This window comes from Thermoleptolyngbya oregonensis NK1-22 (assembly GCF_032705245.1).
GTDB lineage: Bacteria > Cyanobacteriota > Cyanobacteriia > Elainellales > Elainellaceae > Thermoleptolyngbya > Thermoleptolyngbya sichuanensis.
The window spans coordinates 2,282,842-2,306,139 of the sequence record NZ_CP053540.1 but is presented as its reverse complement, the minus strand read 5'-3'; the positions used below and the strand labels follow the sequence as shown (position 1 = coordinate 2,306,139).

The following is a 23,298-nucleotide window of genomic DNA, read 5'->3' as shown; positions in this document are numbered from 1 at the left end:
CTTTCCCTTCATCTTCAAAGAAGCCAGGGTAATCAACGGTTGTTTGGTATACCGTTTTGGCGATTTGGGCTGAGTGATTTCGGCAGCGGCTATGGCGGGTTTGGGATGTGGGGGCGATCGCCCTATACCGAAGGTACAGTCCAAAATACAGGTGAAGCTGAGTCCGACAGTACCGGGAAGCAACACCGGGATCAATACCGGGATCAATGGCGGTAAACTATGTGAATTGATTTACCTTAATGATTTACTAAACATTTAACATTTCTCCAACCCGCACTGGGTTTCAGAGGTTCTGATCAGAGGGCGCGTTTTCATTTATGACGCTGACGCAAAATCCGCCAACTGTGCGGCAACAAACGGGCCGCACCGTGGGCAAGTCCTACCAATCGCTGGTGGTGATGCTCACCGTCACCGTCGCTCTGCTAGGAGGCATCGGCACTCGCCTGGCCTACCTGCAACTGGTCGAAGGGCAATACAATCGGCAATTGGCAGATGACAACCGGGTGCGGCTGATTCCTCGACAGCCAGAGCGGGGGCGAATCCTTGACCGCAAAGGTCGGACGCTGGCAGGAAGCCGCCTTTCCTATGCGGTGTTTCTCTGGCCGATTGCCAATCGGCAGTCGAACTGGCGGCCTATCGTCAAGCGGCTATCCACGATCCTCAATGTTCCTGAAGAGACTATCCAGAAGCGGCTGGAGCAGGCCGGCTATAGTTCCCCAGAATTGCTTCGCATCGCTCGTGGCATCAGCCCCGCCCAGGTAACAGCGCTGGCCGAGTTTAGCCAGCAGATGCCGGGGGTGCAGGTGCAGGCAGAGGCGGTGCGCTACTATCCCCACGGGGATCTAGCGGCCCATGTGCTGGGCTATACGGGCGAAATGTCGGACGAAGACCTGGAACGGCGGCGGTCTGAAGGCTATCGCTTGGGGGATGTGGTTGGGCAGATGGGCGTGGAGGCGGCGTTTGAACGACAACTCCGGGGACAGTGGGGCGGGCAGCAGGTCGAGGTGGACGGCATGGGCCATGTGCTGCGGGTGCTGGGCGAAAAGTCGGCACGGGCAGGCAATACCGTGACGCTGACGCTGGATCTAGATTTGCAAAAGGCAGCGGAAACGGTGTTGGGCGATCGCAAAGGGGCGATCGTTGCCCTCGATCCGCGCAACGGAGCCGTGCTGGCGCTTGTCAGCCGGCCGGCCTTTGACCCCAATCTTTTTTCTACCCATATTACGGATGCCCAGTGGCAGGAGTTGCAAAGCAAGTCCTATCCGTTTGTCAACCGGGCCCTCCAGGGCTATCCGCCGGCCAGCACCTTTAAGATTGTCACCACGACAGCGGCGATTGAGTCGGGGCGCTATTCCCCCAGCACCGTTCTTCGGACTCGCCCCTATATCGAAGTCGGCGGTATCAAGTTTTGGGACTGGAACAATGCAGGCTTTGGGCCGCTGGATTTTCGCGGAGCCATGGCCTGGAGCAGCGACACATTTTTCTATCAAACCGCGATGGGCATGGGCCACGAGCCGCTGATTGAGTGGACACGGCGCTACGGCTTTGGACGGAAAACGGGCATTGAACTGGCGGCTGAAGAATCGGCGGGGCTGGTACCCGATCCGGCCTGGAAGCGCGAAAACCTGGATGAGGAATGGTTTATCGGCGACACCATCAATATGTCCATCGGTCAGGGCTATATGCAGGCCTCGCCGCTCCAGGTGGCGGTGATGTTTGCGGTGCCCGCGAATGGCGGCGATTTGGTGCGTCCCCATTTGCTAAAAGACCAGGAGGCAGCCCGCTCATGGCGCACTCCTATTGGTCTAAGTCCTACGACGCTGAGAATTTTGCAAGAGGGGCTGCGTCGGGTGGTCAGCAGCGGCACGGGCACAGTGATGAATACGCCCAGCCTGCCGCCCAACGCGGGCAAAACGGGTACTGCCGAAGATCCGCCGCGCAAATCCCACGCCTGGTATGGCGGCTATGCTCCGCTGGATAATCCAGAAATTGTCGTGGTGGCGTTTATCGAGAATTCCCCTGAGGGAGGCGGCGGCAAGGTGGCTGCGCCAATGGTGAAGCAAGTGCTGGAAACGTATTTCAATAAAACCCAGCCCGATAGCCAGGCTGCGCCCCAGGGCGGGGTTGTGTCTGATTAGGCTGGTGCTTTTGGGACTTTTAGGCTGGTCTTTTTGGGATGATGTGCGCTTCTGTGCAGGGGGCGCTGTGGATGGGCGATCGCCCATCAGGTTTACCCCTGGATAGTGAGTGTGATCCAGGCTCCATTGATGTGGAGGCGCTGTGAATGGGCGATCGCCCATCAGGTTTACACCCGTTCGCTAAAAAAAGCGCTAGCGTGGCGATTGGGGATACAGGATGGCAAAGCGTAGCGCCCGTGAGAAGCCGCTACTGTCGCCTTAGATGTCATCAGATGTCATCACCTTGAGATGTCACCTTGAAATGTCACCTTAGATAACGGCTGGCTTTTGAGCCGGGGGCCTGTTCCCAGTCTTTCTTAGTTTTTCGTTTTGTATGTCTAGAAGTCGATTAATTACGCTTTTTCGTCGAGCTTATCGAATTTCGCAATGGTCTGAGCAAACAAAAATGTCCCTGCCCGAAGCGGCGGGATGGCTGGATGCACACCTGTCGCGGCGGCGCGTGTTGCAGGCAGGCGCAGTGCTGGGGGGCACGCTGGGGATGGGCAGTTTGGGAATGGAAGACTCGGTGGGGGGCGATCGCCCTCATCCGTCGAGGCAGTCCACTCGCTCTGGCGCGAACTCATCGCCCGTGCTGATTGTGGGAGCGGGCGTAGCAGGATTAACGGCTGCCTATCGGCTCCAGCAGGCAGGTGTGCCGTTTGAGCTAGTCGAAGCCAGTGCCCGCATCGGCGGTCGGCTGCGGACTGTGCGAAACCCGGATGGACTGCCAGGGACAGTGGAACTGGGTGGCGAATTTATCGACACGCGCCATACCCACGTCCGCGCTCTGGCCACAGAATTGGGCCTGGAATTGTCTGACCTTCGGGCGGCCGATGCGGGGCTAGAACCGGAGGTGCTGTATTTTCAGGGGCAAAAGGTGAGCCATGAGGCAGTGGTGGAGCAGTTTGCACCCCTCGCCAAGCGAATCACGCAGGACTTGCTGGCGATGGGGCGAGGCATCACCTATCGCCAGCATAATGACCACGCCGCCCAGCTCGATCGGCTGTCGCTGGCAGAATATCTGGATGCAGCAGAGATTGACCCGGTGATTCACCAACTGGTGCGGGTAGCCTACATCACCGAATTTGGGCGAGACGCAGAAGACATGTCCTGCTTGAACATGCTCTATCTGATCGGGACGGAGGTGGGGCAGTGGAGCACCTACGGCGACAGCGACGAGCGTTGGCATGTGGTCGGCGGCAACCAGTCGATTCCTGAAGCGCTGGCAAAACGAGTTGCGGGGGCGATCGCCCTCAACACTGCTCTGGAATCGATTCGCCTCGCCGCCGATGGGCGCTATCGCGTCAGCCTACGACAAGACGGCAACAGCATCGAGCGCAGCTACGAAAAGGTGCTGCTGACCCTTCCGTTTTCGGTGCTGCGACAGGTGGAACTTGCGATAGACCTGCCACCCGTGAAGCAGAAGGCGATCGCCGAGTTGGGCTATGGCACCAGCAGCAAGCTGGCCGTCCCCTTCCAGGAGCGTATCTGGCGCACCCGCTACGGCTCCACCATCAGCGTCTACACTGACCTGGATTTTCAAAATACCTGGGAAAGCGCCCGCTACTCGCCGGGGCCGAGCGCCTGGGTGACAGACCTACGGGCGGGACGACAGGGCGTATTGCTGGCGGCCGATAGCCCCGCCACCCACGCCAAGGCGCTCGCCGCTGATCTAGACCAGATCTTTCCAGGCATTGCTGAAGTGCAAAAAGGGCGATCGCTCCGCGCGATTTGGGCGGCCGAACCCCACGCGCTGGGGTCTTATTCCTGCTATCGGCCCGGGCAGTGGACGGCGATCGCCGGAGCCGAAATCGAGCGCGTGGGCAATCTCTGGTTCGCAGGGGAACACTGCTCTCTAGAATCCCAAGGCTATATGAACGGCGCAGTAGAGACGGCTGAAATCGCTGCCCGCGGCATTCTTCAGGCATAAAAGCTGAAAAGACCTGGGAGCTTCATCAGAAACCCTGGCAAGATTCCCATCTTCTGCCAGGGTCTTTTATCGCCTACGTCACAGGTATCGTCTACGTCACAGGGCGATTTCGCAGTGTAATCTTACAGCGCGATTTCACAGTGCGATTTGACTGGGCAATCTCACAGGGCGATTTCGCAGTGCGATAGTGCGATTTCGTAGTGCGATCGCCCAATCCTAGTCGCCGCGGCCCCCCGATCCAACGCAGCGGGTTCCATCCAGAGGACAGGTGCTGGTTCCTCTCCGAGCAAGCGCCGCTGGAGCAACGGCTGTAGACAGCACCAGCGCAAACAGCGCCATAAGAACAATCCGTTTCATCGAGAACCTCCTTGATGTTAGTCAATCCGTGGAAGGTTCCGGCCTGCTATTGGCAAGGCTTGGGAGTCCTTTCCGAGATAACTCACATCTTGGCGACTCTGGCTGAGGGGAACCTGAAACAACACTAAGTGCCCCAGAACCCTTTTGTGAGGAAACTGAAGCAACCGTGAGAATATGCCGAACCGTTGGGAGAAAGCTCAAGGGCACACGCAACAGGTGAGCTTTTGTCCGATGGGCGATCGCCCCTTGCTAAAACTCAGTCCGCGCTGTCTAGAACTCATCATCGGCATAGCCACCAGAGGCTGCCGCCGCCTCATTGTCACGCTTAGATCCCAGCAATTCCATGCGGTCAACCCGAATCACAGGCGCAGAGCGATCGGCCCCAGTGGCTCGATCTTTCCAGTATTCAAACTTGAGAGAGCCGCTGACTCCAATCAGGCTGCCTTTTCGGACATAGTTTGCAGCTACTTCAGCCGTCTTGCCCCACATCTCCAGGTTGAACCAGTCTGGCTCGTCGCTGTTGCGCGTGCGGCGGTTCACTGCCAGCGTAAACTTGCAGACCACGCTGCCCGACTCGAAATACTTTACATCCGGATCACGACCCGCCCGACCCACCAGGGTAACGACGTTCAAGCTCATAGAATATTCCCCAAACCTAAAATCAAAACTTTGGAAACAGCAATTAAAGCCAGAGACGCAGAAAATCTGAGTCGATCAATCCTTTCAAAATTAATTCCTAAAAAATTGAGAGGAATGATTAGAATTGCATATCGCCTTGTATAGTATGCCTGTCCTATTTTAACAGGATCTAGCCGGATTTTGAAGCGGTTGCTCCCCTGATTGCCGGATGATTGCCAGACTGTTTTGCCCAAACTTTTTCGCCTTAGCAAGCGCCGGAAACACCGTCAAATTGGCATCGGTTGGCGATCGCACAGTTGGCGATCGCCCCCATCCATCCACCTTCCGACAATCTTCCTGGTATCTTGCGCCACAGGGGTCAGTTTTGCGGTATCGTGAGCGGGGTGCAATCCGTCAGGATCTAATGACCAGATCAAGCCGGGAGATAGCAACAAGATGTTGGCGGCTGGCCTTCAAGCACGGGCGATCGCCCTCATTCACTCCGTCAGCCCAAACCCGATCAGCATCTTAGGCATATTCCGACTAGACGGTTGACAAAAATCGTAATACAATCCCATCGACGGAGTTGGGATGCTGTGCTTGGGTCTCTTCCATACTCACTTCCATACTCATAAGTCTTTTAAGCCTTTGGAATCAGGTTGGAACTCTGAGATATTGTTTGGAGACATTAATTTGAGGGCATAAGCTTAGCAGCATAGGGCAGATGGAGTGAGCTTAAGGCATAACGAATCCGGTCAGCATCGATAGCAAAGCTGCTTTTCAAAACCAAAGTGGCTTTCTGAAAAGGGGAGTCCGGTTCATCGAGCAGCATCTGCAAGTTTACCCCTGAGCATCGTCATCACCTCAGAATCGTTAACCAGGTGCCAGCCAGGGATTTTACCTGAGTTATCGGGGCATTTAGAGCGATCGCAGTAGTGTTTTTGTAACTAGGAGCTTGTTAGGCTAGTGGGACTTTTTAACCGCTTCTCGTTGTCACGCGACATGGGTATCGACCTGGGCACAGCAAACACCCTGGTCTACGTTTCGGGTCGAGGCATTGTGCTTCAAGAACCATCAGTGGTAGCCATTGACCAAAACGAGAAAGTACCCCTAGCCGTTGGCGAAGATGCCAAGAAGATGCTGGGACGGACTCCCGGAAACGTGATGGCACTGCGCCCCCTGCGTGATGGAGTGATTGCAGATTTTGACACGGCTGAGCTGATGCTTAAGCACTTCATCCGCCGCGTCCATGAAGGTCGGACGCTCGTTTCCCCTCGTATCGTGATTGGTATTCCCAGTGGCGTGACGGGCGTTGAGCGTCGGGCTGTGATGGAAGCTGCGTCCCAGGCGGGGGCCCGAGATGTTTATTTGATTGATGAACCCGTGGCCGCAGCCATTGGAGCTGGCTTGCCCGTGGCAGAGCCGACTGGAAACATGATTATCGACATCGGCGGCGGCACCACCGAGGTCGCAGTGCTAAGCTTGCAGGGCACTGTGCTGAGCGAATCGGTGCGGGTCGCTGGCGACGAGCTAAGCGAGGCCATTTCCCAATACATGAAAAAGGTTCACAACCTGGTAATTGGGGAACGTACAGCAGAGGAAATCAAAATCACGGTCGGCTCCGCCTATCCAACGGACAACCATGACGACATCATCATGGATGTTCGAGGGCTACATCTGCTGTCGGGGCTGCCCCGCACTGTTTCGGTGAAAGCGCCAGAGATCCGTGAAGCGATGGCAGAGCCCCTGTCGGTCATTATCGAAGCCGTTAAGCGCACGCTGGAGCGCACCCCTCCCGAACTGGCGGCAGACATCATCGATCGGGGTATCATGCTGGCAGGGGGAGGAGCCTTGCTGCGCGGGCTAGATACCCTAATCAGCCATGAGACCGGAATTGTGGTTCACGTTGCAGCGGACCCACTGAGTTGCGTCGTGCTGGGCACTGGGCGTGTTCTAGAAAACTTCAAGCAGCTTGAGCGGGTCTTTAGCGGACACTCTCGCAATATGTAGCGTAAGGCTGTATACCTTACGGGTATTCTGAATTGGTGTTCTGAGCGAGTATTTCCAGTTTTCGTGGGGACTCCTCTCAGGATTCATATCGGGCATCTCAGGACTTGTGTGAAGCGCTGGCGATGAGGATTGAGCGCGGCTAATGTACGTACTGCGTCGATGGTGGGGGAAGAATGGGTTGCGGCTGGGGCTAGCAGTGCTGGCTCTCAGTACTGCGTGGATGCTCAGGCAAACCCAGGGTGCATTTGTGCTGGAGCTATATCGAGCGATCAGCGCCCCGTTTCAGGCTAAAGGCCCGACTCGCGCCGAAATCCTGGATAACGCCCAGGTGCAGGAGTTGCAGCAGCGCTTAATTGAGCTAGAAAGCCAAAACCGCCGACTCCAAGAATTGTTGAACTACAATACAACGCAGCCACAACCGGGGATTGCAGCTCCAATTATTGGGCGCAGCGCTGACCACTGGTGGCAGCAGGTGACCCTGGGGCGGGGCCGGCGCGATGGGGTAGAAGTTGGCTCTATTGTCTCCGGAACGGGCGGACTGGTGGGGCGAGTGGTACAGGTGACGGCAAATACGAGCCGTGTGCTGTTGGTGAGCGATCCCACCAGTCGTATCGGCGTGACGGTTAGCCGCTCTCGCTTTATGGGCTATATGCGGGGGCAGTCGGGCAATCGGGCGGTGATGGAGTTTTTTGAAAAGGTGCCGGATGTGAAACCGGGGGATGTTGTGTCTACGTCGTCGTTCAGCCAGTTGTTTCCGCCGGGGCTGCCTGTGGGGCGCATTGAGTCAGTAGACTTTAGCAAAAGCCCCGCCCCAGAGGCCATTGTCGAGCTATCGGCCCCGATTAGCACATTAGACTGGGTGCTGGTTGCGCCCAATCCAAAACCTGCTGCTACTGAACCGCCCCCGCCGCCCCCACCGCCACCAGACTCGACCTTGCCCTGATGATCCTGTCTAAGTGCTATGAATGATTTGCTGCTTCTGAGTCCTTATTTGAGGCAGGCGCTAAATGCACTGGTGACGGCTGGCTCGGTCTTGGCCTGTTTGCTGGTTTTGCCAACCCGGTTTGTAGGGATGGAACTGCTGGGGGTGGGGCCAAACTGGCTGCTGATCTGGGTTGTGGCCTGGAGTATCAAGCGATCGCCCTGGCAGGGTGCGATCGCCGGAATTGTGCTGGGGCTGCTGCAAGACGGCATGACGGCGGCCAACCCAACTCATACACTGAGTCTCGCGCTGGTGGGATTGCTTACAGCATTGATTCAAAAGCAGCGCTATATCCAGGAAGACTTTATTTCGGTGGCGCTGATTGTGTTTGGCATGGCGGTGATTGCGGAAACCGTGACGGCGTTTCAATTCATGCTTCAAGATCTGCGGGTGCCCGATCGCCTTTCCTCCCGCACACTTTCAGAAATTTGGAACTATCACCAACAAATTGCCCTCTGCTCTGCCATTCTCAGTAGCCTCTGGGCACCAGCGCTGTATTACCCACTAAATCGCTGGTGGCAGCGAGTGAGTCTGGCGGATCAACTCCAGGCCTAGAGAGGAACTGGGGCGTTACCACTGATCCACGGTGTCTAAAATTTTTTGATCAACTTGGTCAACAACGCATCTCTGGATGTCCATTGACAGGGATAATAGGAGTGGCTGAAATCTTGCTCAGTCTGGCTTCCAGAGAAGGCTCTAAGTATTTTTACTCAAAGCTGATATGCTAAGCGACCGGAGCAGCACGTTCAGCCAAAAGATTAGATGACGAGCGAGAAAATTTAGGGGTTCTCCTGCGTTTTCTTGACAACAAAAGCTTTTGCGACCACGTAGACGCATTGAACACACAGACGCATTTCTTGGAGCGATCGCAACAATGGGTTTAATTAAGAAACTACTTGGGGGACTGTTCTCATTTTTGGGCGGACTAGGCAAGCTGCTGGGCTTGGGCAAGTCTTCAGAATATTTTCTAGAGGCTGAGCCTTCTAGTAGTGCTGCGGCTGCGGCTCCGGTTGCTGAGGCTGCCCCTGCGACGACCGAAGCGCCCGTGGCTGCCCCTGCCCCTGCACCCGCGGCGGCTGTGGCTGCGGTTGCGCCTCCTGCAACGGATGTTACGTCGAATGGCAAGGCTCCTGCGGCTGCGGCTCCGGCCCAGGTCCCGGCTGCTAAGCCTACGCCTGAGGCTGCGCCCGCGGCTGACCAAACCTTTGCGCCGAATTTTGTGGTGTTGAGCAGCAGCCGGAGCGGCCGTCGTCGCCCTGGCCCCAGCCTCAATCCGTTCCTAGACATGGCGCGTCAGGTCAGACCCCAGGGCTAAGTCAGTGTTTTAAAGCTTTCTAGGTCGTTGATTGCCCTGAGTCGATCCCCCTAAATCCCCCTTAAAAAGGGGGACTTCCGGAGCGATTTGGCCCGATTCCCCTTTTGCCTTGGGTCTTGGCTGATTTTTTTGGCTAGATTTAGGTTTTTGGCTAGATTGAAATTTGGCTAGATTGAAAGCTGCTGTTGAAGGGTTCAACGGCAGCTTTTTGGACTGAGATTTGGATTTGAGATTTGGTCTTGTGGCAGGTTTTTGGGATTCTCGCGGGCGCGGCTCCTGAGCAATCACGCAGATGCGTAAGTTCTATTCGTATCAACTTGCCAATAAAATTAGCTGGAAGGCATGTCTTGCTCCAGGGCCGCTGCAAGGATTGACAGTGCGGCCGCGGGTGCGGTGATGGCTCGCAGCACGCGCCGCCCCAGCGATACGACTCGATAGCCTGCGGCGATCGCCCCGTCGATTTCGGCATCGGTCCAGCCGCCTTCTGGACCAATGGCGATCGCCACGGGTTTGGTTGATGGGGAGGCTCCACGAGTTGGCAAGAGTTTTTGGAGCAGATGGGGGCGATCGCCCCGCGCCTCACACAGATAAGCCTCGCAAGTCTCCGCATTCCAGACGGTGAGCGCGTTGTTCCAGGGCTGGGGATCACCGATCATGGGCACAAACTGCCGTTCGGATTGTTCCGCAGCCTCTTGGGCGATGCGCCGCCAGCGGTCGAGCTTTTGGGGGCTGGGGTTGAGTAGCGTGCGATCGCTCAAAATCGGCACAATCTGCGCTGCGCCCAGTTCCGTGGCCTGGCGAACAATGTCGTCCATGCCCTGCCCCTTGGGCATGGCAATCAGCAGCACAACAGGGCGCGGCAGTTCTGTGGGTGCAATTTGGAGCTGTTCCTCCAGAATTTGCATCTGGTCGGGCGGCTCGACGGCAACCAGCCAGCAATGCCCCAGACCATCCATTGCCAATAGGCGATCGCCCCCCTGAAGCCGCAACACTCGCCACAAGTAGTGCTGCTGCTCTGGTGTCAGTCGGATATAAGACCCACTGATCTGGTCAGGCGCAATGGTAAGCCGCTGAAACTGGGACACAGAGGATGCAGCAGGAGTTGGGGGTTAGCAGGATTAGCGCTCGTGCTCGAATATTAACCGTGCTTGAATATTAATCACCTAGTGCGCTTGAAGCTGAAAATACTCATCGTCTAGCGAAGTTCGCACCAGAAACATGCAGCCGCCCACTGTTTCAGATGGCTCATGCACCGTTCCCTGGCGAGAGCGAATGTAGTCCCCTGCGCCATACACCTCACCGGCAATTCTCAAATCGCCATCGAGCATGTAAATCTCTTCAGGAGCCGCATGACGATGAATCGGATAGACTGCACCTGGCTCCGCCTTGAGCAGCGCGGTTACTTCTCGCCTTGCCAGATCTACGTAGAGCGGGGCGACGGAAACACCAGGAACCCGATAGGGCTGCCAGTCGAGGTCGCGGCCGCGCACAGTCAGTCGGTTGCCGCTAGAAAACTGGCGCATCAGCACCCGTGCAGCGGCAACGGCCTCGCGCATTTGGCGGAACGAAAAAGAGGCGAGGGGTTCTGCGACTGGCGGCGGGGCAGATTCGGAGGAGACTGAGCTAGCGGGTTGAACCGCGTCTTGATGAATCCGCTGAAATAGTCGATCTTTCAAGTCAGCAGCAGGTGACACCAACTCCAAACTGTAGGGCAGCGTTGCCACAGTTTCCTCCAGTTCGGCCATTTCGGTAGCCAGCTCTGGACATTCTTCCAAATAGGCGTTGATTTGCTCAAGCCCTGCCTCATCGAGCAGCCCCAGGGCATACAGCGCGGTCAGGTCACACAAGCAAGGGTCGTGATCCATAGTTGTTGCTGTTGTCATTTCTTCATCCTAGCTTGTGGATTTGACAGGCAGAGACCCCTCACTCTAGCCAATCGAGTGCGTCAAGCACCTGGCGGAGTTTGTTCAGACCTAGACGGATGCGCGTTTTCACCGTTCCCAGAGATTTTCCGGTCTTGGTTGCGATTTCTACATGGGTCAATCCTTCGTAGTAAGCTAGCTCAATTACCTCGCGCTGTTCTACGGGCAGTCGCTGCATTGCTGCTAACACGCGATCGCGCCGTTCACTTATTAATACGTCTTCTGTCGGGTCAGAGATCTGTGCTTGGGGGACTGTTTTTGCGGCTTCAGTAGAAGACTCGACGGCTTTGCTGACGCGCTGGAGGGATCGCAGTCGGTCGAGCGAGCGGCTGCGGGTGAGCATGAATAGCCATGCGTCTACCCGTCCACGCTGGGGATCATAGCGCCCTGCCAGCTTCCACACCTGGCTAAACACGTCCAGCACAATTTCTTCTGCCTCTTCGACCGACCCCAAAATCCGAAATGCCAGGGAATACAGCACTCGCGCATAGCGATCGTACAGGAGGGATAGGGCAGACTGATCCTGCTGGGCGATGCGGGCCAGCAGGTGCGCTTCCTCGGAGGTTGAGGGTTGAGGGGGCATGAGTCAGGATTTGGGGGAGATTAGACTAGCCCATAGCCGAGGCTAAAGCATGAGGCCAAAGCATACCGTCCAGAGCATACAGTCCAGCCTAGCCGCTCAACAGCGCTTCCACAAACTCATAGCTAGAGAAGGGGCGCAAATCTTCAATCCCTTCCCCTGCGCCGATGAAGCGGATGGGCAACCCCAACTGCTGCACGACGGCCAGCGCGATGCCGCCTTTGGCTGTGCCATCTAGCTTGGTTAGCACAACCCCGCTTAGCTGGGCGGCTTCGGAGAAAACCTCGGCCTGGCGCAAGCCATTTTGCCCCAGGGTAGAGTCCAGCACCAGCAGCGACTCGATACGGGCATCTGGCGCTTTTTTGTCGATGATGCGGCGAACTTTGGCGAGTTCATCCATCAGGTTTTTCTTGTTTTGCAGCCGTCCCGCCGTGTCGATGAGCAGCAGTTCGGTTCCCCGCGCCTGGGCCGCTGTGATTGCGTCGAATACGACGGCGGCGGGGTCGGTGTTTTTGCCAGGGTTGGCGATGACTTCTACGTTGCTGCGATCGCCCCACACTTTCACCTGCTGCACGGCGGCGGCTCGGAAGGTGTCGGCTGCGCCAATCAGGGTTTTGTAGCCCGATTTTTGGGCGATGTGGGCAATTTTACCGATGGTCGTGGTTTTGCCCGCGCCGTTGACCCCCGTGATTAGCCAGATGTTCAGGGTATCCTTTTCGGGGGCAAAGGTGGGGCTAACAGGCTTGCCGCCGGGGTTGTCGAGCATGTCTCGCAGGATTTCTTTGAGGTAGGCGATCGCCGCTTCGGGGGGCAGAGATTCCTGGCGCAGTTTGTCCTGCAAGCGCTCGATAATCCGATCCGTTGCCTCCACGCCCACGTCTGCCTGGAGCAGCAGCGACTCGATCTCCATCACCGCATCTTGGTTGAGCGGCCCCTGACCGACGATCGCCCGCAGTTGGTTCACCAGGCTGCGTCGCGTTTTGTCGAGTCCCTGGCGCAGGCGCTTGAGCCAGGTAATTTCCTCCAAGTCTACCTGGTCGGCCCGGCGGCCCTGGGAGGCTAGCACCTGCGCCGACCAAAGGAAGCTCTCATCCAGGGGGAGATCCGGCTCTGGGGCGGAGTCCGTTGGGCTGGCTGATTCAGCAGCCAATTTTTCAGCTTCCGCTGCTGCTGCTTCGGCCGCTTCTGCTTTGAGTTGCTCCAGGCGGGCCCGCCGCTCAGCCTCAGCCTGGGCCCAAAAGGGGAGCGGGGCCGCAGCCGTCTCTAGCTCGGTTTCGGGCGCGATTTCTGGCGCGGTTTCTGGCGCGGCAGCCGTCGATAGTCCGCTGGGCGCTACTGCTTCAGAGGGTTTCGATGCAGTTTCTCCAGCCGTAGCCGAATCGGCGATCGCCCTTGACGTTGCTTCATCCGTCGTAGCAGGTTCTGTAGCGATTTCTACAGCGGGTCCTGTAGCGGGCTCCGTAACAGTTTTGGGTGTGGTGGACTCAGCGGTTTCCTGCTGGCGCTTTTGAATATTTTTGTAGGCAGACTTTGCCCAGGCGAGATAGTCTTGGGCGATCGCCGCTTCACCCGCAGCAGCATCGGCAGGCGCTTTCGACTCTGGCGCTGGGGCAGCGTCTTTCTGTGGCTCTGGCTCTGCCTCAGCGGGCTGGTTTTCGTATTGACGGTTGAACCAATTAAACGACGACATAGGGAGGGTCAGGGGTTAGGGACATTGCTCTGGATCAGGAGCAAACGCCCAAGAGCGCCTGGAGCCGCTGCATCCAGATTTCCGCTTCATCTAGCTTATAGTGCTTGCGTCTTTCCTGGTGAAGAGATTTCCGCTAGCCTGGGACAGGGAAAGGCTGAAAGTGCGGCCCATCAGAACGGCGGCTGGGGAAAGTCTGATAAAGCCTTAGTTTAGAATTAGAACGCCTGGGCCGCGGGCCATCTAAGGGGGTCTTCAGGCTTTTTCGAGCTTATCTTCGGGCTTGTCTTCGGGCCTGTCTTCGGGCTTCTCGACCACCCGCCGCAGCACGCCGTTGATAAAGCGATGCCCGTCGTCGTCGCTATAGCGTTTGGCTAGCTCAACGGCTTCGTTAATCGCCACTTTGTCGGGAATGCCCATGTATTGAAACTCCGCCACGGCCAGCCGCAGAATATCGCGGTCGATCTGGGGAAGCCGATGAAGCTGCCAGTCTACCATTGCAGCGGAAATAATCTGATCGATTTCGGCGCGGCGGATGCTGACGGTTTGCAGCAGCGCCAGGGTGTAGTCGCGCACTTCCTGATGGTTGGCGAGTTGCAGTATTTCCGGCAGTTCGACGGCGGTGCCAATCCGGTTGATGGCTGCTTGAGCCAGTTCCAGCGCTTCTTTCACCATAACGCGGGCGCTGTCGAGATCCTGGGCTTTGGTTTCACTGGCCAATAGGCGATCGCTCCCCCGCTCCACCTCGGCGGCGGCGGTTTCCAGCATGTCGTGAACTTCGCCCGTCAGCGTCCGCACAGCGGCCAGGGCGACGGACTGGAGTTGTTGAGCCTCCAGTTTTTCGGGCTTGGAGGGAAGCTGGCTCATACTCAGCAACGCCAGTTCTCGCGCAATGCGTCGAGCTTGCATGTCGGGTTCTCAATCCTTAAAAAATTCGAGTGGAAACAGAGGGCAGGCTGGCGGAAACGCTCAAACTGGGTCGGATGGCAGCGGCATGGACTGACGCTTGGCTTCGGGGGAAGCGTTTTCAAACGGCGGCTCCATCAGTGGTTCATCCAAAACCAGATCGAGGGGACGGGTGTCTTTGGCCGCCGCAGGGCGATCGCCATAGCTGCTCGTTCCTACGTTAGCAGGGTTCAGCCCGCCCGTCGCAAGGGTTCCCGCAGGCGGGTTTCCGGGCGGCAGTCCGCCTGCGGGCAGCGCACTGGCCAGGTTGGGGCCGACAATGCCGCCAGAGACCACCACCTTAAACGCATCTTCTACTGACATTGCCAGGTTGATGACCTCGGTTTCGGGTACGACGGCATACCAGCCCGTCGTGGGGTTGGGGGTGGTGGGAATGAACAGGCTCAGCATCTTGCCCGATAAGGGGCCGGCGATATCGGCGGTGAATGCACTGGTGACGAAGGCGATCGCCCACACGCCGCGTCGGGGATATTCCACCAGTACGACTCGCCGAAAACGGTCGTTCGTGTCGCGCAGCAGCGTTTCCAGCAGTTGCTTCAGGGTTTTGTAGACCGATCCTGCCAGCGGAATGGCTTGCAGCAGACGCTCTCCCACATCCAGCAGCCAGCGTCCGGCGATGTTGCGAGCCATCAGCCCAATGAGCAGGATCAGCGCCAGCGGCACGGTGAACCCAACTACCAGGTTGAGAAAATCACCCAAAATCGGCGGAAAATCGTTAAACGGGTTGATCTGCTTGGGGATGCGCGTCAAAAAGGCGATCGCCCAGCTTGCGATCGTAAACGACAGCCAGATCGTCGTAGCCAGCGGAATCACCACCAGCAGACCTGCGATCAGGTCGTTTTTCAAATCCTGCTTGAAGCGTTGAAGAACGGACAACCCAGTATCTCCCTGATAAACAAGCCGAGGATAAACAAACCGAAATAGATAAGCCGAAGGTGAACAAAGCGGCTATGAAAAAGCGGCTGTGAAAAGCGTTTGTAAAAAAGTATCTGAATCTACAATCTAGCAGGTTAAGGCGGGGTTATCAGTGCTGCTCTAGAGAAGCCTGCTTTGGGAGGACTGCCGTCCTCAGTTAGCACGTTATCTTATTTGTACGATTTGTAAAGAATTATTTCAAGTTTCGAGGATACATTCTCCGTTTCTCAGCAGATGCTTTTGAGAATGTTTCCGGTGAGAATGTTTCCAGCTTATGCGGTTGGCGAAGGGCGATCGCCCGACTCAGCGGCCTCTGCCTGTTGCACAGTCGTATCCAGGCCAGATTTGGCGAATCCCGACTCTACTGGCGGAGAGGCAACCTGCGGGTCGGTCGTCGCCTGCTGCAACTCCCAGACCTTGAGCAAAATCAGGTATTCGTAAAAGGCTTGCAGCACGCACCAGGTAAACCCCGGCCCGCCATCCCGCCATCCCCCTAGCCCAAAGTACATATAGAGAAACCGTAGCAGCGGCCGACCGGGCAGGCGATGGGACAGGTCTTTTAGGGCGCGGCGACGCTCCACCTCCGAAGCACCCCAAAAGAGCGATCGCCAATTCACGGTTCCCTGCTGCAACTGCCGCAGGGTTTCCGCCGCTTCATCGGAGGAATAGCGATTGTGCTTGTCGATCCAGCGGCTAAAACCCTTACTACAGGTGTAATGCGGATAGGTTTCCTGCAAAAAGCCCGTGGGCCCATTGCAGACCTCACGCTCGGCGTGACCGTAGTCCTCAAACCAGACCTTGCCGTGGCGCAGCAGCCGGAGCTGATAGCGGGGATACTGAGTGCTGCGACGAATCCAGCGGTTCATAAACATCACCCGCTCGGCGACGTAGTAGCCCACCCGCTCCTCAGACTGGATCACGCGGCAGCACTCTTGAAACAGCGCCGGAGTCATCCGCTCGTCCGCCTCTAGGATATAAATCCAAGAGTGCTTGGGCGGAATGGACTCCAGCATCCAGGTGCGCTGCTGGCCGTGGCTCTCGAAGGCGTGCTGGACAATCCGAACCGGATGGCGCTCGGCAAACTGGGCGGCGATTTCCAGCGTGCGATCGCCACTACAGGAATCCACCACCACCACGTCGTCCGACAGCAGCGCCGACTCCAGGCAGTCCGCGATATCGATCTCTTCGTTGTAGGTGAGGATGTAAATCGAAAACATCGAGACGCTTTGCTGCCAAACCGCTAATCCAGCGATTTTAGCCCTGTCCAGCCAATAATGATGTAGCCCACTGCCAGCACCAGACTACCCAACCCAATTCGCAGACCCGACTTGATGGATTCGGTGCGAGCCGTCGCCTGGGCATCTTCCTTGCGGGTGCGGATTTCAGTCTGTCCCCGCGTGCGGAGTTCCTGCACCCGCTGCTGCAAAAACGGCTCCAGCCGCTCCGGGTTTTGCTTAAACTCCCGAATTTGATTTGCCTGCTCCTGGTTGATCTGGTTTGCCTGCACCGCCTGATTGATTTGCTCGTCGCTGGCATTGAGCAGTTGAGCAATCTGGGCCCGCTGCTGCTGCAATGCCGTCGCCAGACTTTGATCGAGTCGTCCTTCGGCCTGCTCGGCTTCCTGGTTGATCTGCTCTTGGGCGGCTGCATTGTTGAGCCGCAGATTGTTGAGATGCAGCGGGAACAGCAGCACATAGATCAGCCCCAGCAGGCTGGCCAACAGCAGCGCCCAAAATCGCAGATCCCGAGTCCGCCCTGATCGTCGCTCCTCAATCGCCCCGGTGGCATGGTCAATCCAGTATCCTGCGAACAGCAGCGCCAGCCCCACCAATGGCACGATGCCCCGATCGACAAACTGGGTCGTAAAGGCAAGCTGCCATTGGCGATCGAGCAGTCGATAGGGAATCGGCAGAATAAAGAAGTCAATCAGTGCGGAGAGCGTGATGATGATTCCGACTGTTTTCAAAATGCGGGAAGCCAGCGGAGCAGTAATGCGGCCAGCAGGTTTAATCGATGTCATAACGGTAATTTCGATTTGTTGGGATTCACAAGATTAGGGGTGAACAAAAACAAACCCGCCCGCATCAGCCTATCGTGAGGGTTCACAGGTCGGTTTCATCGGTCGGTTTTACAGGTGAGTCTCACAGGTGAATTTTACAGGTCGGTTCATACAGGTCGGTTCATACAAGACACAGGTAAATCAGCCGTTGCAATTTCGCGCTCGTCATTCTCAGACTGGTCATTCTCGGAATCTTTAGGGATAGCGATATTCAGCGACTTTCAGCGACTTTCAGAGACAAGGTTAATCGCGTTGCTCAGAGACAGCGACCCGTTGGATACAGCAGTTACTTACAGTTATTTACAGGGGACGGCATTGGACAAGCGCGATCGCGCTTGGGGATCGAGCTTCGTCAAAGCTTGGGAAAGCGAAGCCTTGGGAAAAATGAGATGGTTTTGCACAGGTGCCCATCGGTCAATTAAACACTAAACAGGATGCAAGTCTGAAAAAAAATAGCGGTTCTATCGTGCTTTTCGACTTGTGCCGATACGCTTGTCGGAGTGGTGACATGCCGTGGTGTAAGCGAGGGAACGCATGACTCGACAGGTTGAAGTATTGCCGGATGTGGCAGGCATTGTGAATCGGGCGCTGGCGCTAATTTTGGAGCGGGCCGAGGCGGCGATCGCCCATCGGGGAACCTTCTCGATTGCGCTGTCGGGAGGCAGCACGCCCAAGCCGCTATACGAGGCGATCGCCCAGCAGCCCCTTCCCTGGGACAAAATCCAGGTCTTTTGGGGTGACGAGCGCTACGTCCCGCCCGACCATCCCGACAGCAATGAAGGCATGGCCCGCCGTGCGTGGCTCGACCATGTGCCCATTCCCGCTGCAAATATCCATCCAATGGACACGACCCCTGCCGACCCGACGGTCGCGGCTGATTTGTATGAGCAGCATTTGCAGCAGGTCTTTCAGCTTGCACCCGGAGACTTTCCATCGCTGGACGTGGTGCTGCTGGGCATTGGCGACGATGGGCACACCGCCTCCCTATTTCCCCACACGAAGGCGCTGACCGTGGGCGATCGCCTGATCACCGTCGGCAACAAAGACGGCCAGCCCCGCATCACCTTCACTGCGCCGCTGATCAACCACGCCCGCTGCGTCATCTTCCTCGTCGCCGGAGCCAACAAGCGCCCCGCCCTGACCCAAATCTTCGCCCCCGAAGGCGATGCAGACACCTACCCCGCCCGCCTGATTCAGCCCGCAGGCGAACTCTGGTGGCTCCTCGACCAATCTGCCAGCATTCCCGTTCCCTAACTAGACGGGATGTGTAACTTTACAATCTGCCCTCATCCCCCAACCCCTTCTCCCAGGTCGAGAGAAGGGGCGCAAAAGAGGCTTGAAGTCCCTCTCCCACTCTGCTAGAAGACTTGAAGCTCTGGGCATACCAGAAAAGATGAAGGGGGATCGGCAAAGTTGCACATAGCGTTAGCTAGCAGCGCCAAGAGGATCTTTCCGCACCGTCGCTCAACGCGATCGCCCACTGAAGCCCATGCCATGCGAAGCAGCCTTTGGACTCACCAAAACGTCCTTAGGAGGGGGTGTGGGGGACGCTTCGTCCCCTGCAAAAGGGGGTTTGGGGGATATCCCCCAAGGCTGTTGGCTCGGAACTCAGAAACCCCCGCAAAACCAGCGCTATTCCTGAGAGAAATTCCAAAGTTTGATAACAAGCCCACCCCTCAACCCTAATTTCCCCTTACCCGTTGTCCCTCTGGTCTGATACCTTGATGGGGTAAATGATTTTGCGCCATTTGTGATTTCTGGACGATCAGCTTCATCCGCGCCGGAGATCACGAAGCGGGCGGTGCAGCGAGGGCTATGGCGTTAATTGTTCAGAAATACGGCGGGACATCGGTCGGCACGGTTGAGCGGATTCAGGCAGTCGCCCAGCGCGTCATGCAGACTGTCCAAGCGGGGAACTCGGTCGTCGTAGTGGTGTCTGCAATGGGCAAAACCACCGACGGACTGGTCAAGCTGGCATCGGAAATCTCCAGCAACCCCAGCCGCCGCGAAATGGACATGCTGCTATCCACAGGTGAACAAGTGTCCATCGCCCTCCTGAGCATGGCGCTTCAGGAACTTGGCCAGCCCGCCATCTCCCTCACAGGCGCACAGGTCGGCATCGTTACCGAGTCAATCCACTCCCGCGCCCGCATTTTGCGAATCGAAACCGACCGCCTAGAGCGGCATTTGCAAAAGGGCGAAGTCGTCGTCGTAGCAGGTTTTCAGGGCATCACTGATTCGGTAGATCTGGAAATCACCACGCTGGGGCGCGGCGGCTCCGACACTTCGGCCGTGGCCCTAGCGGCAGCGCTGCGAGCCGATGCCTGTGAAATTTATACCGACGTGCCGGGGATTTTGACCGCTGACCCACGGCTTGTACCCGATGCCCAATTAATGGACGAAATCACCAGTGACGAAATGCTGGAACTGGCCAGCCTGGGCGCAAAGGTGCTGCATCCCCGCTCGGTGGAGATTGCCCGCAACTACGGCGTGATGCTGGTGGTGCGCTCTAGCTGGACGGATGATCCGGGTACTCGCGTGATGTCGCCCCTGCCCCAGCCGCGATCGCTCGATGGGTTAGAAATCGCCCATCCCGTTGATGCGGTCGAGTTTGACACGGATCAGGCCAAGGTCGCCCTCTTGCGGGTGCCCGATCGCCCCGGCATTGCTGCTCGTTTGTTTGGCGAAATCGCCTCCCAAGCGCTGGATGTGGACTTGATCATCCAGTCCATCCACGAGGGCAACAGCAACGACATTGCCTTCACCGTCACCCGCAACTCGCTAAATCGGGCAGAGGCCGTTGCAGCGGCGATCGCCCCGGCCCTGCGCTACGACCCGTCGCCCACCTCCGGCGAAGCAGAAGTGATGGTGGAACGGGACATGGCCAAGGTCAGCATCTCTGGCGCAGGCATGATCGGTCGCCCCGGCGTAGCAGCACAGATGTTTGAAACGCTGGCGACGGCGGGTGTGAATATTGAAATGATTTCCACCTCCGAGGTGCAGGTGAGCTGCGCCATTCGTGCCGAAGACTGCGACCGCGCTCTGTCCGCCCTGTGCAGCGCCTTCGAGGTCACCTCTTCGCCCGTCAACCAGGCGCAAAAATCCCTCGCCTATGCCGATGCGCCGCCCGTGCGCGGGGCCGCCCTCGACCGCAACCAGGCCCAGCTTGCCATCCGCCATGTGCCCGATCGCCCCGGCATGGCCGCTCGTCTGTTTCGCCTGCTGGCCGATCACAACATCAGCGTAGATATGATCATTCAGTCCCAGCGCTGCCGCCTGGTCAACGGCATGGTGACGCGGGATATCGCCTTTACCGTGGCGAAGGGCGACGTAGATGCAGCCAAAGCGGCCCTAGAAGCAGCCGCCCCCGACTTGGGCTGTGGGGAAATTGTGGTGAATCAGGCGATCGCCAAAGTTAGCATCGTTGGTATGGGCATGGTCGGCCGCCCCGGCATCGCGGCTCGCATGTTTGAGGCACTGGCTCAGGAGCAGATCAACATCCAGATGATCGCCACATCGGAGATCAAGATTAGCTGCGTAGTACCAGAAGAAGATGGCATCCGCGCTCTGCAAGCCGTTCACGCGGCCTTTGGGCTGGCGGGTACAGAGCGCGTGGAAGTGCCTGCTTAGAAGTGCCTGCTTAGTTGTTCACTGCCGAATGGATACCGTCGCCGAGCGATTGTGCCAGGTACAGAGCGCGTGGAAGTGCCTGCTTAGTTGTTCAGAGTTCTTCGAGAACCGTCTCTCTGTGAAGTCTTGCAGTCGTAAGTAACCACTTCCCAAGTAACCACTTCCCACGACCTGTGGACTGTCCGCCCAAGGACAACGCTGACCTAGAGCCACGCTGGACTACTAGCTGCAACGGCAACATTCGCTTTAGCTACAATAATGGGCAACGCCAGGATTTATAAGGCTAGGCCCTATGCCTGAATTGACCATTACCCTCAGCAATGCCGCCCATCAGACGCTATTAGAACTAGCGGAAACCTCTGGTGAAACGATGCAGGCCGTTTTGGACAAAGCAATTGAAAATTATCGAAGACATGTCTTTCTGATACACGCCAACCGGGCGTTTGCTGCACTTAGGCAAAATCAGGAATCGTGGGAGGAGGAACTGACAGAGAGAGCAGTGTGGGATCAGACAATAGGCGATGGGTTAAGTGAGTCGTGGCACAACTGGCAAGAGGAGAAATTTGGCTAGCAAACCTTAACCCTGTAAAAGGACACGAACAAGCTGGAAAACGTCCTTGTTTGATTATTTCAGTGGATTTATTCAATCAAGGTGCATCAGGGTTAGTGGTCATCTTGCCAATTACCTCAAGAGACAAAGGTATCCCCTTTCACGTTGAACTCACGCCCCCGGAGGGAGGGCTGAGAGTTCGCAGCTTTATTAAGTGTGAAGATATTCGTTCCATCTCTGTAGATCGACTAGAGGAGCGCTGGGGTATGGTCTTGCCAGAAACCCTAGCGGCTGTAGAGGATAGGCTGAGAATTTTAATGGGGCTGTGAGAAGCAAGTTTTTGGCTGCTGTACATGCATTAAGCACCCTTAAACACCCTTAAGCACTCTCGCAATTTACCTTGGGGGCGCAGAGGCGAGCTTACCTCAATGCTTGGCCCGCAGAGCCTCCACGTCGAACAGGCTGATCAGCACGCCCGCCACCGGAATCGCCAGAAACAGCCCCAGCAGCCCCGCCACCCGCACCCCCACCAGCAGCGCCAGAAACATCACCACCGGGTTCATGTTGATCGACCCCTGCATGATTTTGGGCATCAGCACATTTTCCTCCACCTGTTGCAGCAGCACGCAGCAGACCAGGATCAGCAGGCTGAGCCAGATGCCTTGGGGCAAGAGGATGAGGCAGATAAGGCTGATGCCCAGGGTTGCGCCGATACCGGGGATCAGGTCAAAAAAGCCGGCGATCGCCGCCAGCAGCAGCGCATAGGGCGCATTCACCAGCAGAAAAATCACCAGACACGACAGCGCAAAAAACAGCGACAGCAAAAACCGTCCCCAGAAAAAGCCCAGCAGGTTTTGCTGCACGGCATCCGTCAGGCGGGGCTGGAGCGGGGTCGGAAACCGACACACAATCCAGTGCCAGAGGCGATCGCCATCCAGCAGCATAAAAAAGCTGACAATGCCAATCAGCAGCAGATCCAGCAATCGTTGCAGCAGCACTTGCAGCCCAATGAGGGACGTTTTCGCTGCCTCGATTGTTTGGGATTGCAGCAAATTCTCCAGGGCTGAAAAATCTGCCTGGAGATTGAACCGCTGCAAAAACTCTTCCACCTGCTCCAACGAGTTCAACAGCACTGCCGCAATGCCGGGAACCTGAGCCAGAAGCGCCTGCCCCTGCGACAGCATGGCCGAGCCAATCGTAAACACAAACCCCGCCAGCAGCAAGAGACTCAGCAAAAACACGGCCACCGCTGCCGCTGGACGAGGCAGCCAGCGCTGGAGCCACCGCATGGGATAGCTGAGCAGAAATGCCAGGATTGCCGCAAAGGTGAAAATGACAATCACCGAGGAAAAATAGGCAAGCACCTGGGCGATCGCCCAGCCCAGCAACAGCAGCAGCAAATAGCGCAGTAGCTTAGCATTGTTCAACTGCGACCACAGTGTCTGCATTGGCTGATCGTCCCGATTCACGGCAGTCTCACCCTCCCTATCCATAGCGCAGTCGAATTGTGGAGAAATCGGCAATAATAGAATTTGCAATGCGCCCTAAGATATCGCGCACTAGCCTCCACGATTGGAATATGTGAGACGGGAAATTGTCT

21 protein-coding genes and 1 pseudogene are annotated in these 23,298 nt (G+C 57.0%); 11 read left to right on the top strand and 11 right to left on the bottom strand.

Translation table 11 applies throughout. The features are described 5' to 3' along the window. Window positions 1–39 precede the first annotated feature (39 nt). From HNI00_RS10010 to HNI00_RS10000, 3 genes are all read left to right on the top strand, one after another. Complete coding sequence (locus HNI00_RS10010) at window positions 40–216, top strand: hypothetical protein (RefSeq protein WP_316792914.1); 177 nt, start codon at window positions 40–42, stop codon at window positions 214–216. 101 nt (window positions 217–317) lie between these two features. Further along, entirely contained in the window at window positions 318–2,138 is a 1,821-nt protein-coding gene (mrdA, locus tag HNI00_RS10005; RefSeq protein ID WP_316792912.1) for a penicillin-binding protein 2, read from the top strand. A gap of 445 nt (window positions 2,139–2,583) precedes the next feature. Then, window positions 2,584–4,107 (top strand): flavin monoamine oxidase family protein, encoded by a 1,524-nt coding sequence (locus HNI00_RS10000; RefSeq protein ID WP_316792911.1) that lies wholly within the window; start codon window positions 2,584–2,586, stop codon window positions 4,105–4,107. Between the two features lie 216 nt (window positions 4,108–4,323). Here the strand turns inward: HNI00_RS10000 and HNI00_RS09995 are convergent, their stop codons facing one another. Both HNI00_RS09995 and HNI00_RS09990 read right to left on the bottom strand, forming a co-directional pair. Next, window positions 4,324–4,464, bottom strand: coding sequence for a hypothetical protein (locus HNI00_RS09995; protein WP_316792909.1), 141 nt, complete (start codon window positions 4,462–4,464; stop codon window positions 4,324–4,326). Between the two features lie 270 nt (window positions 4,465–4,734). Then, window positions 4,735–5,103: a single-stranded DNA-binding protein gene (locus HNI00_RS09990; protein WP_172354155.1), complete on the bottom strand. Its 369-nt coding sequence runs from the start codon at window positions 5,101–5,103 to the stop codon at window positions 4,735–4,737. A 981-nt stretch (window positions 5,104–6,084) separates the two neighbouring features. Between HNI00_RS09990 and HNI00_RS09985 the strand changes: the two genes are divergently transcribed. From HNI00_RS09985 to HNI00_RS09970, 4 genes are all read left to right on the top strand, one after another. Beyond that, window positions 6,085–7,092: a rod shape-determining protein gene (locus HNI00_RS09985; RefSeq protein WP_172358799.1), complete on the top strand. Its 1,008-nt coding sequence runs from the start codon at window positions 6,085–6,087 to the stop codon at window positions 7,090–7,092. A 142-nt stretch (window positions 7,093–7,234) separates the two neighbouring features. After that, window positions 7,235–8,035 carry a rod shape-determining protein MreC gene (gene mreC, locus HNI00_RS09980; RefSeq protein WP_297080294.1) on the top strand — a complete coding sequence of 267 codons (801 nt, stop codon included), beginning with the start codon at window positions 7,235–7,237 and terminating at the stop codon, window positions 8,033–8,035. A gap of 18 nt (window positions 8,036–8,053) precedes the next feature. Next, complete coding sequence (gene mreD, locus HNI00_RS09975; RefSeq protein WP_316792900.1) at window positions 8,054–8,629, top strand: rod shape-determining protein MreD; 576 nt, start codon at window positions 8,054–8,056, stop codon at window positions 8,627–8,629. 319 nt (window positions 8,630–8,948) lie between these two features. After that, window positions 8,949–9,389, top strand: coding sequence for a hypothetical protein (locus HNI00_RS09970; protein WP_316792898.1), 441 nt, complete (start codon window positions 8,949–8,951; stop codon window positions 9,387–9,389). 329 nt (window positions 9,390–9,718) lie between these two features. Here the strand turns inward: HNI00_RS09970 and HNI00_RS09965 are convergent, their stop codons facing one another. From HNI00_RS09965 to hpsJ-B, 8 genes and pseudogenes are all read right to left on the bottom strand, one after another. Further along, a complete protein-coding gene (locus HNI00_RS09965; RefSeq protein ID WP_316792896.1) occupies window positions 9,719–10,474 on the bottom strand; it encodes a 16S rRNA (uracil(1498)-N(3))-methyltransferase in 756 nt (251 codons plus the stop codon). 78 nt (window positions 10,475–10,552) lie between these two features. Next, on the bottom strand, window positions 10,553–11,254 hold the full coding sequence (locus HNI00_RS09960; RefSeq protein WP_316792894.1) for a cupin domain-containing protein: 702 nt from the start codon (window positions 11,252–11,254) through the stop codon (window positions 10,553–10,555). Between the two features lie 58 nt (window positions 11,255–11,312). Continuing rightward, window positions 11,313–11,894 (bottom strand): sigma-70 family RNA polymerase sigma factor, encoded by a 582-nt coding sequence (locus HNI00_RS09955; protein ID WP_316792892.1) that lies wholly within the window; start codon window positions 11,892–11,894, stop codon window positions 11,313–11,315. Window positions 11,895–11,982: 88 nt separating this feature from the next. Next, window positions 11,983–13,581, bottom strand: coding sequence for a signal recognition particle-docking protein FtsY (ftsY, locus tag HNI00_RS09950; protein ID WP_316792891.1), 1,599 nt, complete (start codon window positions 13,579–13,581; stop codon window positions 11,983–11,985). 252 nt (window positions 13,582–13,833) lie between these two features. Then, window positions 13,834–14,487, bottom strand: a complete 654-nt coding sequence (gene nusB, locus HNI00_RS09945) for a transcription antitermination factor NusB (protein ID WP_316792888.1) — start codon at window positions 14,485–14,487, stop codon at window positions 13,834–13,836. A gap of 285 nt (window positions 14,488–14,772) precedes the next feature. Beyond that, window positions 14,773–15,420 (bottom strand): annotated as a pseudogene (locus HNI00_RS09940) (DUF502 domain-containing protein); the annotation flags it as partial. A 311-nt stretch (window positions 15,421–15,731) separates the two neighbouring features. Continuing rightward, a complete protein-coding gene (locus HNI00_RS09935) occupies window positions 15,732–16,676 on the bottom strand; it encodes a glycosyltransferase family 2 protein (RefSeq protein ID WP_316792885.1) in 945 nt (314 codons plus the stop codon). A 23-nt stretch (window positions 16,677–16,699) separates the two neighbouring features. After that, window positions 16,700–17,479 carry a hormogonium polysaccharide biosynthesis protein HpsJ gene (gene hpsJ-B / locus HNI00_RS09930; protein WP_316792883.1) on the bottom strand — a complete coding sequence of 260 codons (780 nt, stop codon included), beginning with the start codon at window positions 17,477–17,479 and terminating at the stop codon, window positions 16,700–16,702. Between the two features lie 573 nt (window positions 17,480–18,052). On the opposite strand from hpsJ-B, the gene pgl reads away from it, so the two are divergent. The 4 genes from pgl (at window position 18,053) to HNI00_RS09910 (ending at window position 22,027) form a co-directional block, all read left to right on the top strand. Next, on the top strand, window positions 18,053–18,772 hold the full coding sequence (gene pgl, locus HNI00_RS09925; RefSeq protein ID WP_316792881.1) for a 6-phosphogluconolactonase: 720 nt from the start codon (window positions 18,053–18,055) through the stop codon (window positions 18,770–18,772). Between the two features lie 561 nt (window positions 18,773–19,333). Beyond that, on the top strand, window positions 19,334–21,148 hold the full coding sequence (locus HNI00_RS09920) for an aspartate kinase (protein ID WP_316792879.1): 1,815 nt from the start codon (window positions 19,334–19,336) through the stop codon (window positions 21,146–21,148). A gap of 292 nt (window positions 21,149–21,440) precedes the next feature. Then, on the top strand, window positions 21,441–21,719 hold the full coding sequence (locus HNI00_RS09915; protein WP_316792877.1) for a hypothetical protein: 279 nt from the start codon (window positions 21,441–21,443) through the stop codon (window positions 21,717–21,719). Beyond that, on the top strand, window positions 21,686–22,027 hold the full coding sequence (locus HNI00_RS09910; RefSeq protein WP_316792875.1) for a type II toxin-antitoxin system PemK/MazF family toxin: 342 nt from the start codon (window positions 21,686–21,688) through the stop codon (window positions 22,025–22,027). The genes HNI00_RS09915 and HNI00_RS09910 overlap by 34 nt, the downstream gene beginning before the upstream one ends. Window positions 22,028–22,123: 96 nt before the next feature. Here the strand turns inward: HNI00_RS09910 and HNI00_RS09905 are convergent, their stop codons facing one another. Beyond that, complete coding sequence (locus tag HNI00_RS09905) at window positions 22,124–23,146, bottom strand: AI-2E family transporter (protein WP_420156344.1); 1,023 nt, start codon at window positions 23,144–23,146, stop codon at window positions 22,124–22,126. Window positions 23,147–23,298 lie beyond the last annotated feature (152 nt).

What these genes read in the sequence shown, in the direction of transcription:
- mrdA (WP_316792912.1), top strand. Translation starts at nt 318, where the DNA reads ATGACGCTGACGCAAAATCCGCCAACTGTGCGGCAACAAACGGGCCGC.
- HNI00_RS10000 (WP_316792911.1), top strand. Translation starts at nt 2,584, where the DNA reads ATGTCCCTGCCCGAAGCGGCGGGATGGCTGGATGCACACCTGTCGCGG.
- HNI00_RS09995 (WP_316792909.1), bottom strand. Translation starts at nt 4,464, where the DNA reads ATGAAACGGATTGTTCTTATGGCGCTGTTTGCGCTGGTGCTGTCTACA.
- HNI00_RS09990 (WP_172354155.1), bottom strand. Translation starts at nt 5,103, where the DNA reads ATGAGCTTGAACGTCGTTACCCTGGTGGGTCGGGCGGGTCGTGATCCG.
- HNI00_RS09985 (WP_172358799.1), top strand. Translation starts at nt 6,085, where the DNA reads ATGGGTATCGACCTGGGCACAGCAAACACCCTGGTCTACGTTTCGGGT.
- mreC (WP_297080294.1), top strand. Translation starts at nt 7,235, where the DNA reads ATGTACGTACTGCGTCGATGGTGGGGGAAGAATGGGTTGCGGCTGGGG.
- mreD (WP_316792900.1), top strand. Translation starts at nt 8,054, where the DNA reads ATGAATGATTTGCTGCTTCTGAGTCCTTATTTGAGGCAGGCGCTAAAT.
- HNI00_RS09970 (WP_316792898.1), top strand. Translation starts at nt 8,949, where the DNA reads ATGGGTTTAATTAAGAAACTACTTGGGGGACTGTTCTCATTTTTGGGC.
- HNI00_RS09960 (WP_316792894.1), bottom strand. Translation starts at nt 11,254, where the DNA reads ATGGATCACGACCCTTGCTTGTGTGACCTGACCGCGCTGTATGCCCTG.
- HNI00_RS09955 (WP_316792892.1), bottom strand. Translation starts at nt 11,894, where the DNA reads ATGCCCCCTCAACCCTCAACCTCCGAGGAAGCGCACCTGCTGGCCCGC.
- ftsY (WP_316792891.1), bottom strand. Translation starts at nt 13,581, where the DNA reads ATGTCGTCGTTTAATTGGTTCAACCGTCAATACGAAAACCAGCCCGCT.
- nusB (WP_316792888.1), bottom strand. Translation starts at nt 14,487, where the DNA reads ATGCAAGCTCGACGCATTGCGCGAGAACTGGCGTTGCTGAGTATGAGC.
- HNI00_RS09935 (WP_316792885.1), bottom strand. Translation starts at nt 16,676, where the DNA reads ATGTTTTCGATTTACATCCTCACCTACAACGAAGAGATCGATATCGCG.
- hpsJ-B (WP_316792883.1), bottom strand. Translation starts at nt 17,479, where the DNA reads ATGACATCGATTAAACCTGCTGGCCGCATTACTGCTCCGCTGGCTTCC.
- pgl (WP_316792881.1), top strand. Translation starts at nt 18,053, where the DNA reads ATGACTCGACAGGTTGAAGTATTGCCGGATGTGGCAGGCATTGTGAAT.
- HNI00_RS09920 (WP_316792879.1), top strand. Translation starts at nt 19,334, where the DNA reads ATGGCGTTAATTGTTCAGAAATACGGCGGGACATCGGTCGGCACGGTT.
- HNI00_RS09915 (WP_316792877.1), top strand. Translation starts at nt 21,441, where the DNA reads ATGCCTGAATTGACCATTACCCTCAGCAATGCCGCCCATCAGACGCTA.
- HNI00_RS09905 (WP_420156344.1), bottom strand. Translation starts at nt 23,146, where the DNA reads ATGCAGACACTGTGGTCGCAGTTGAACAATGCTAAGCTACTGCGCTAT.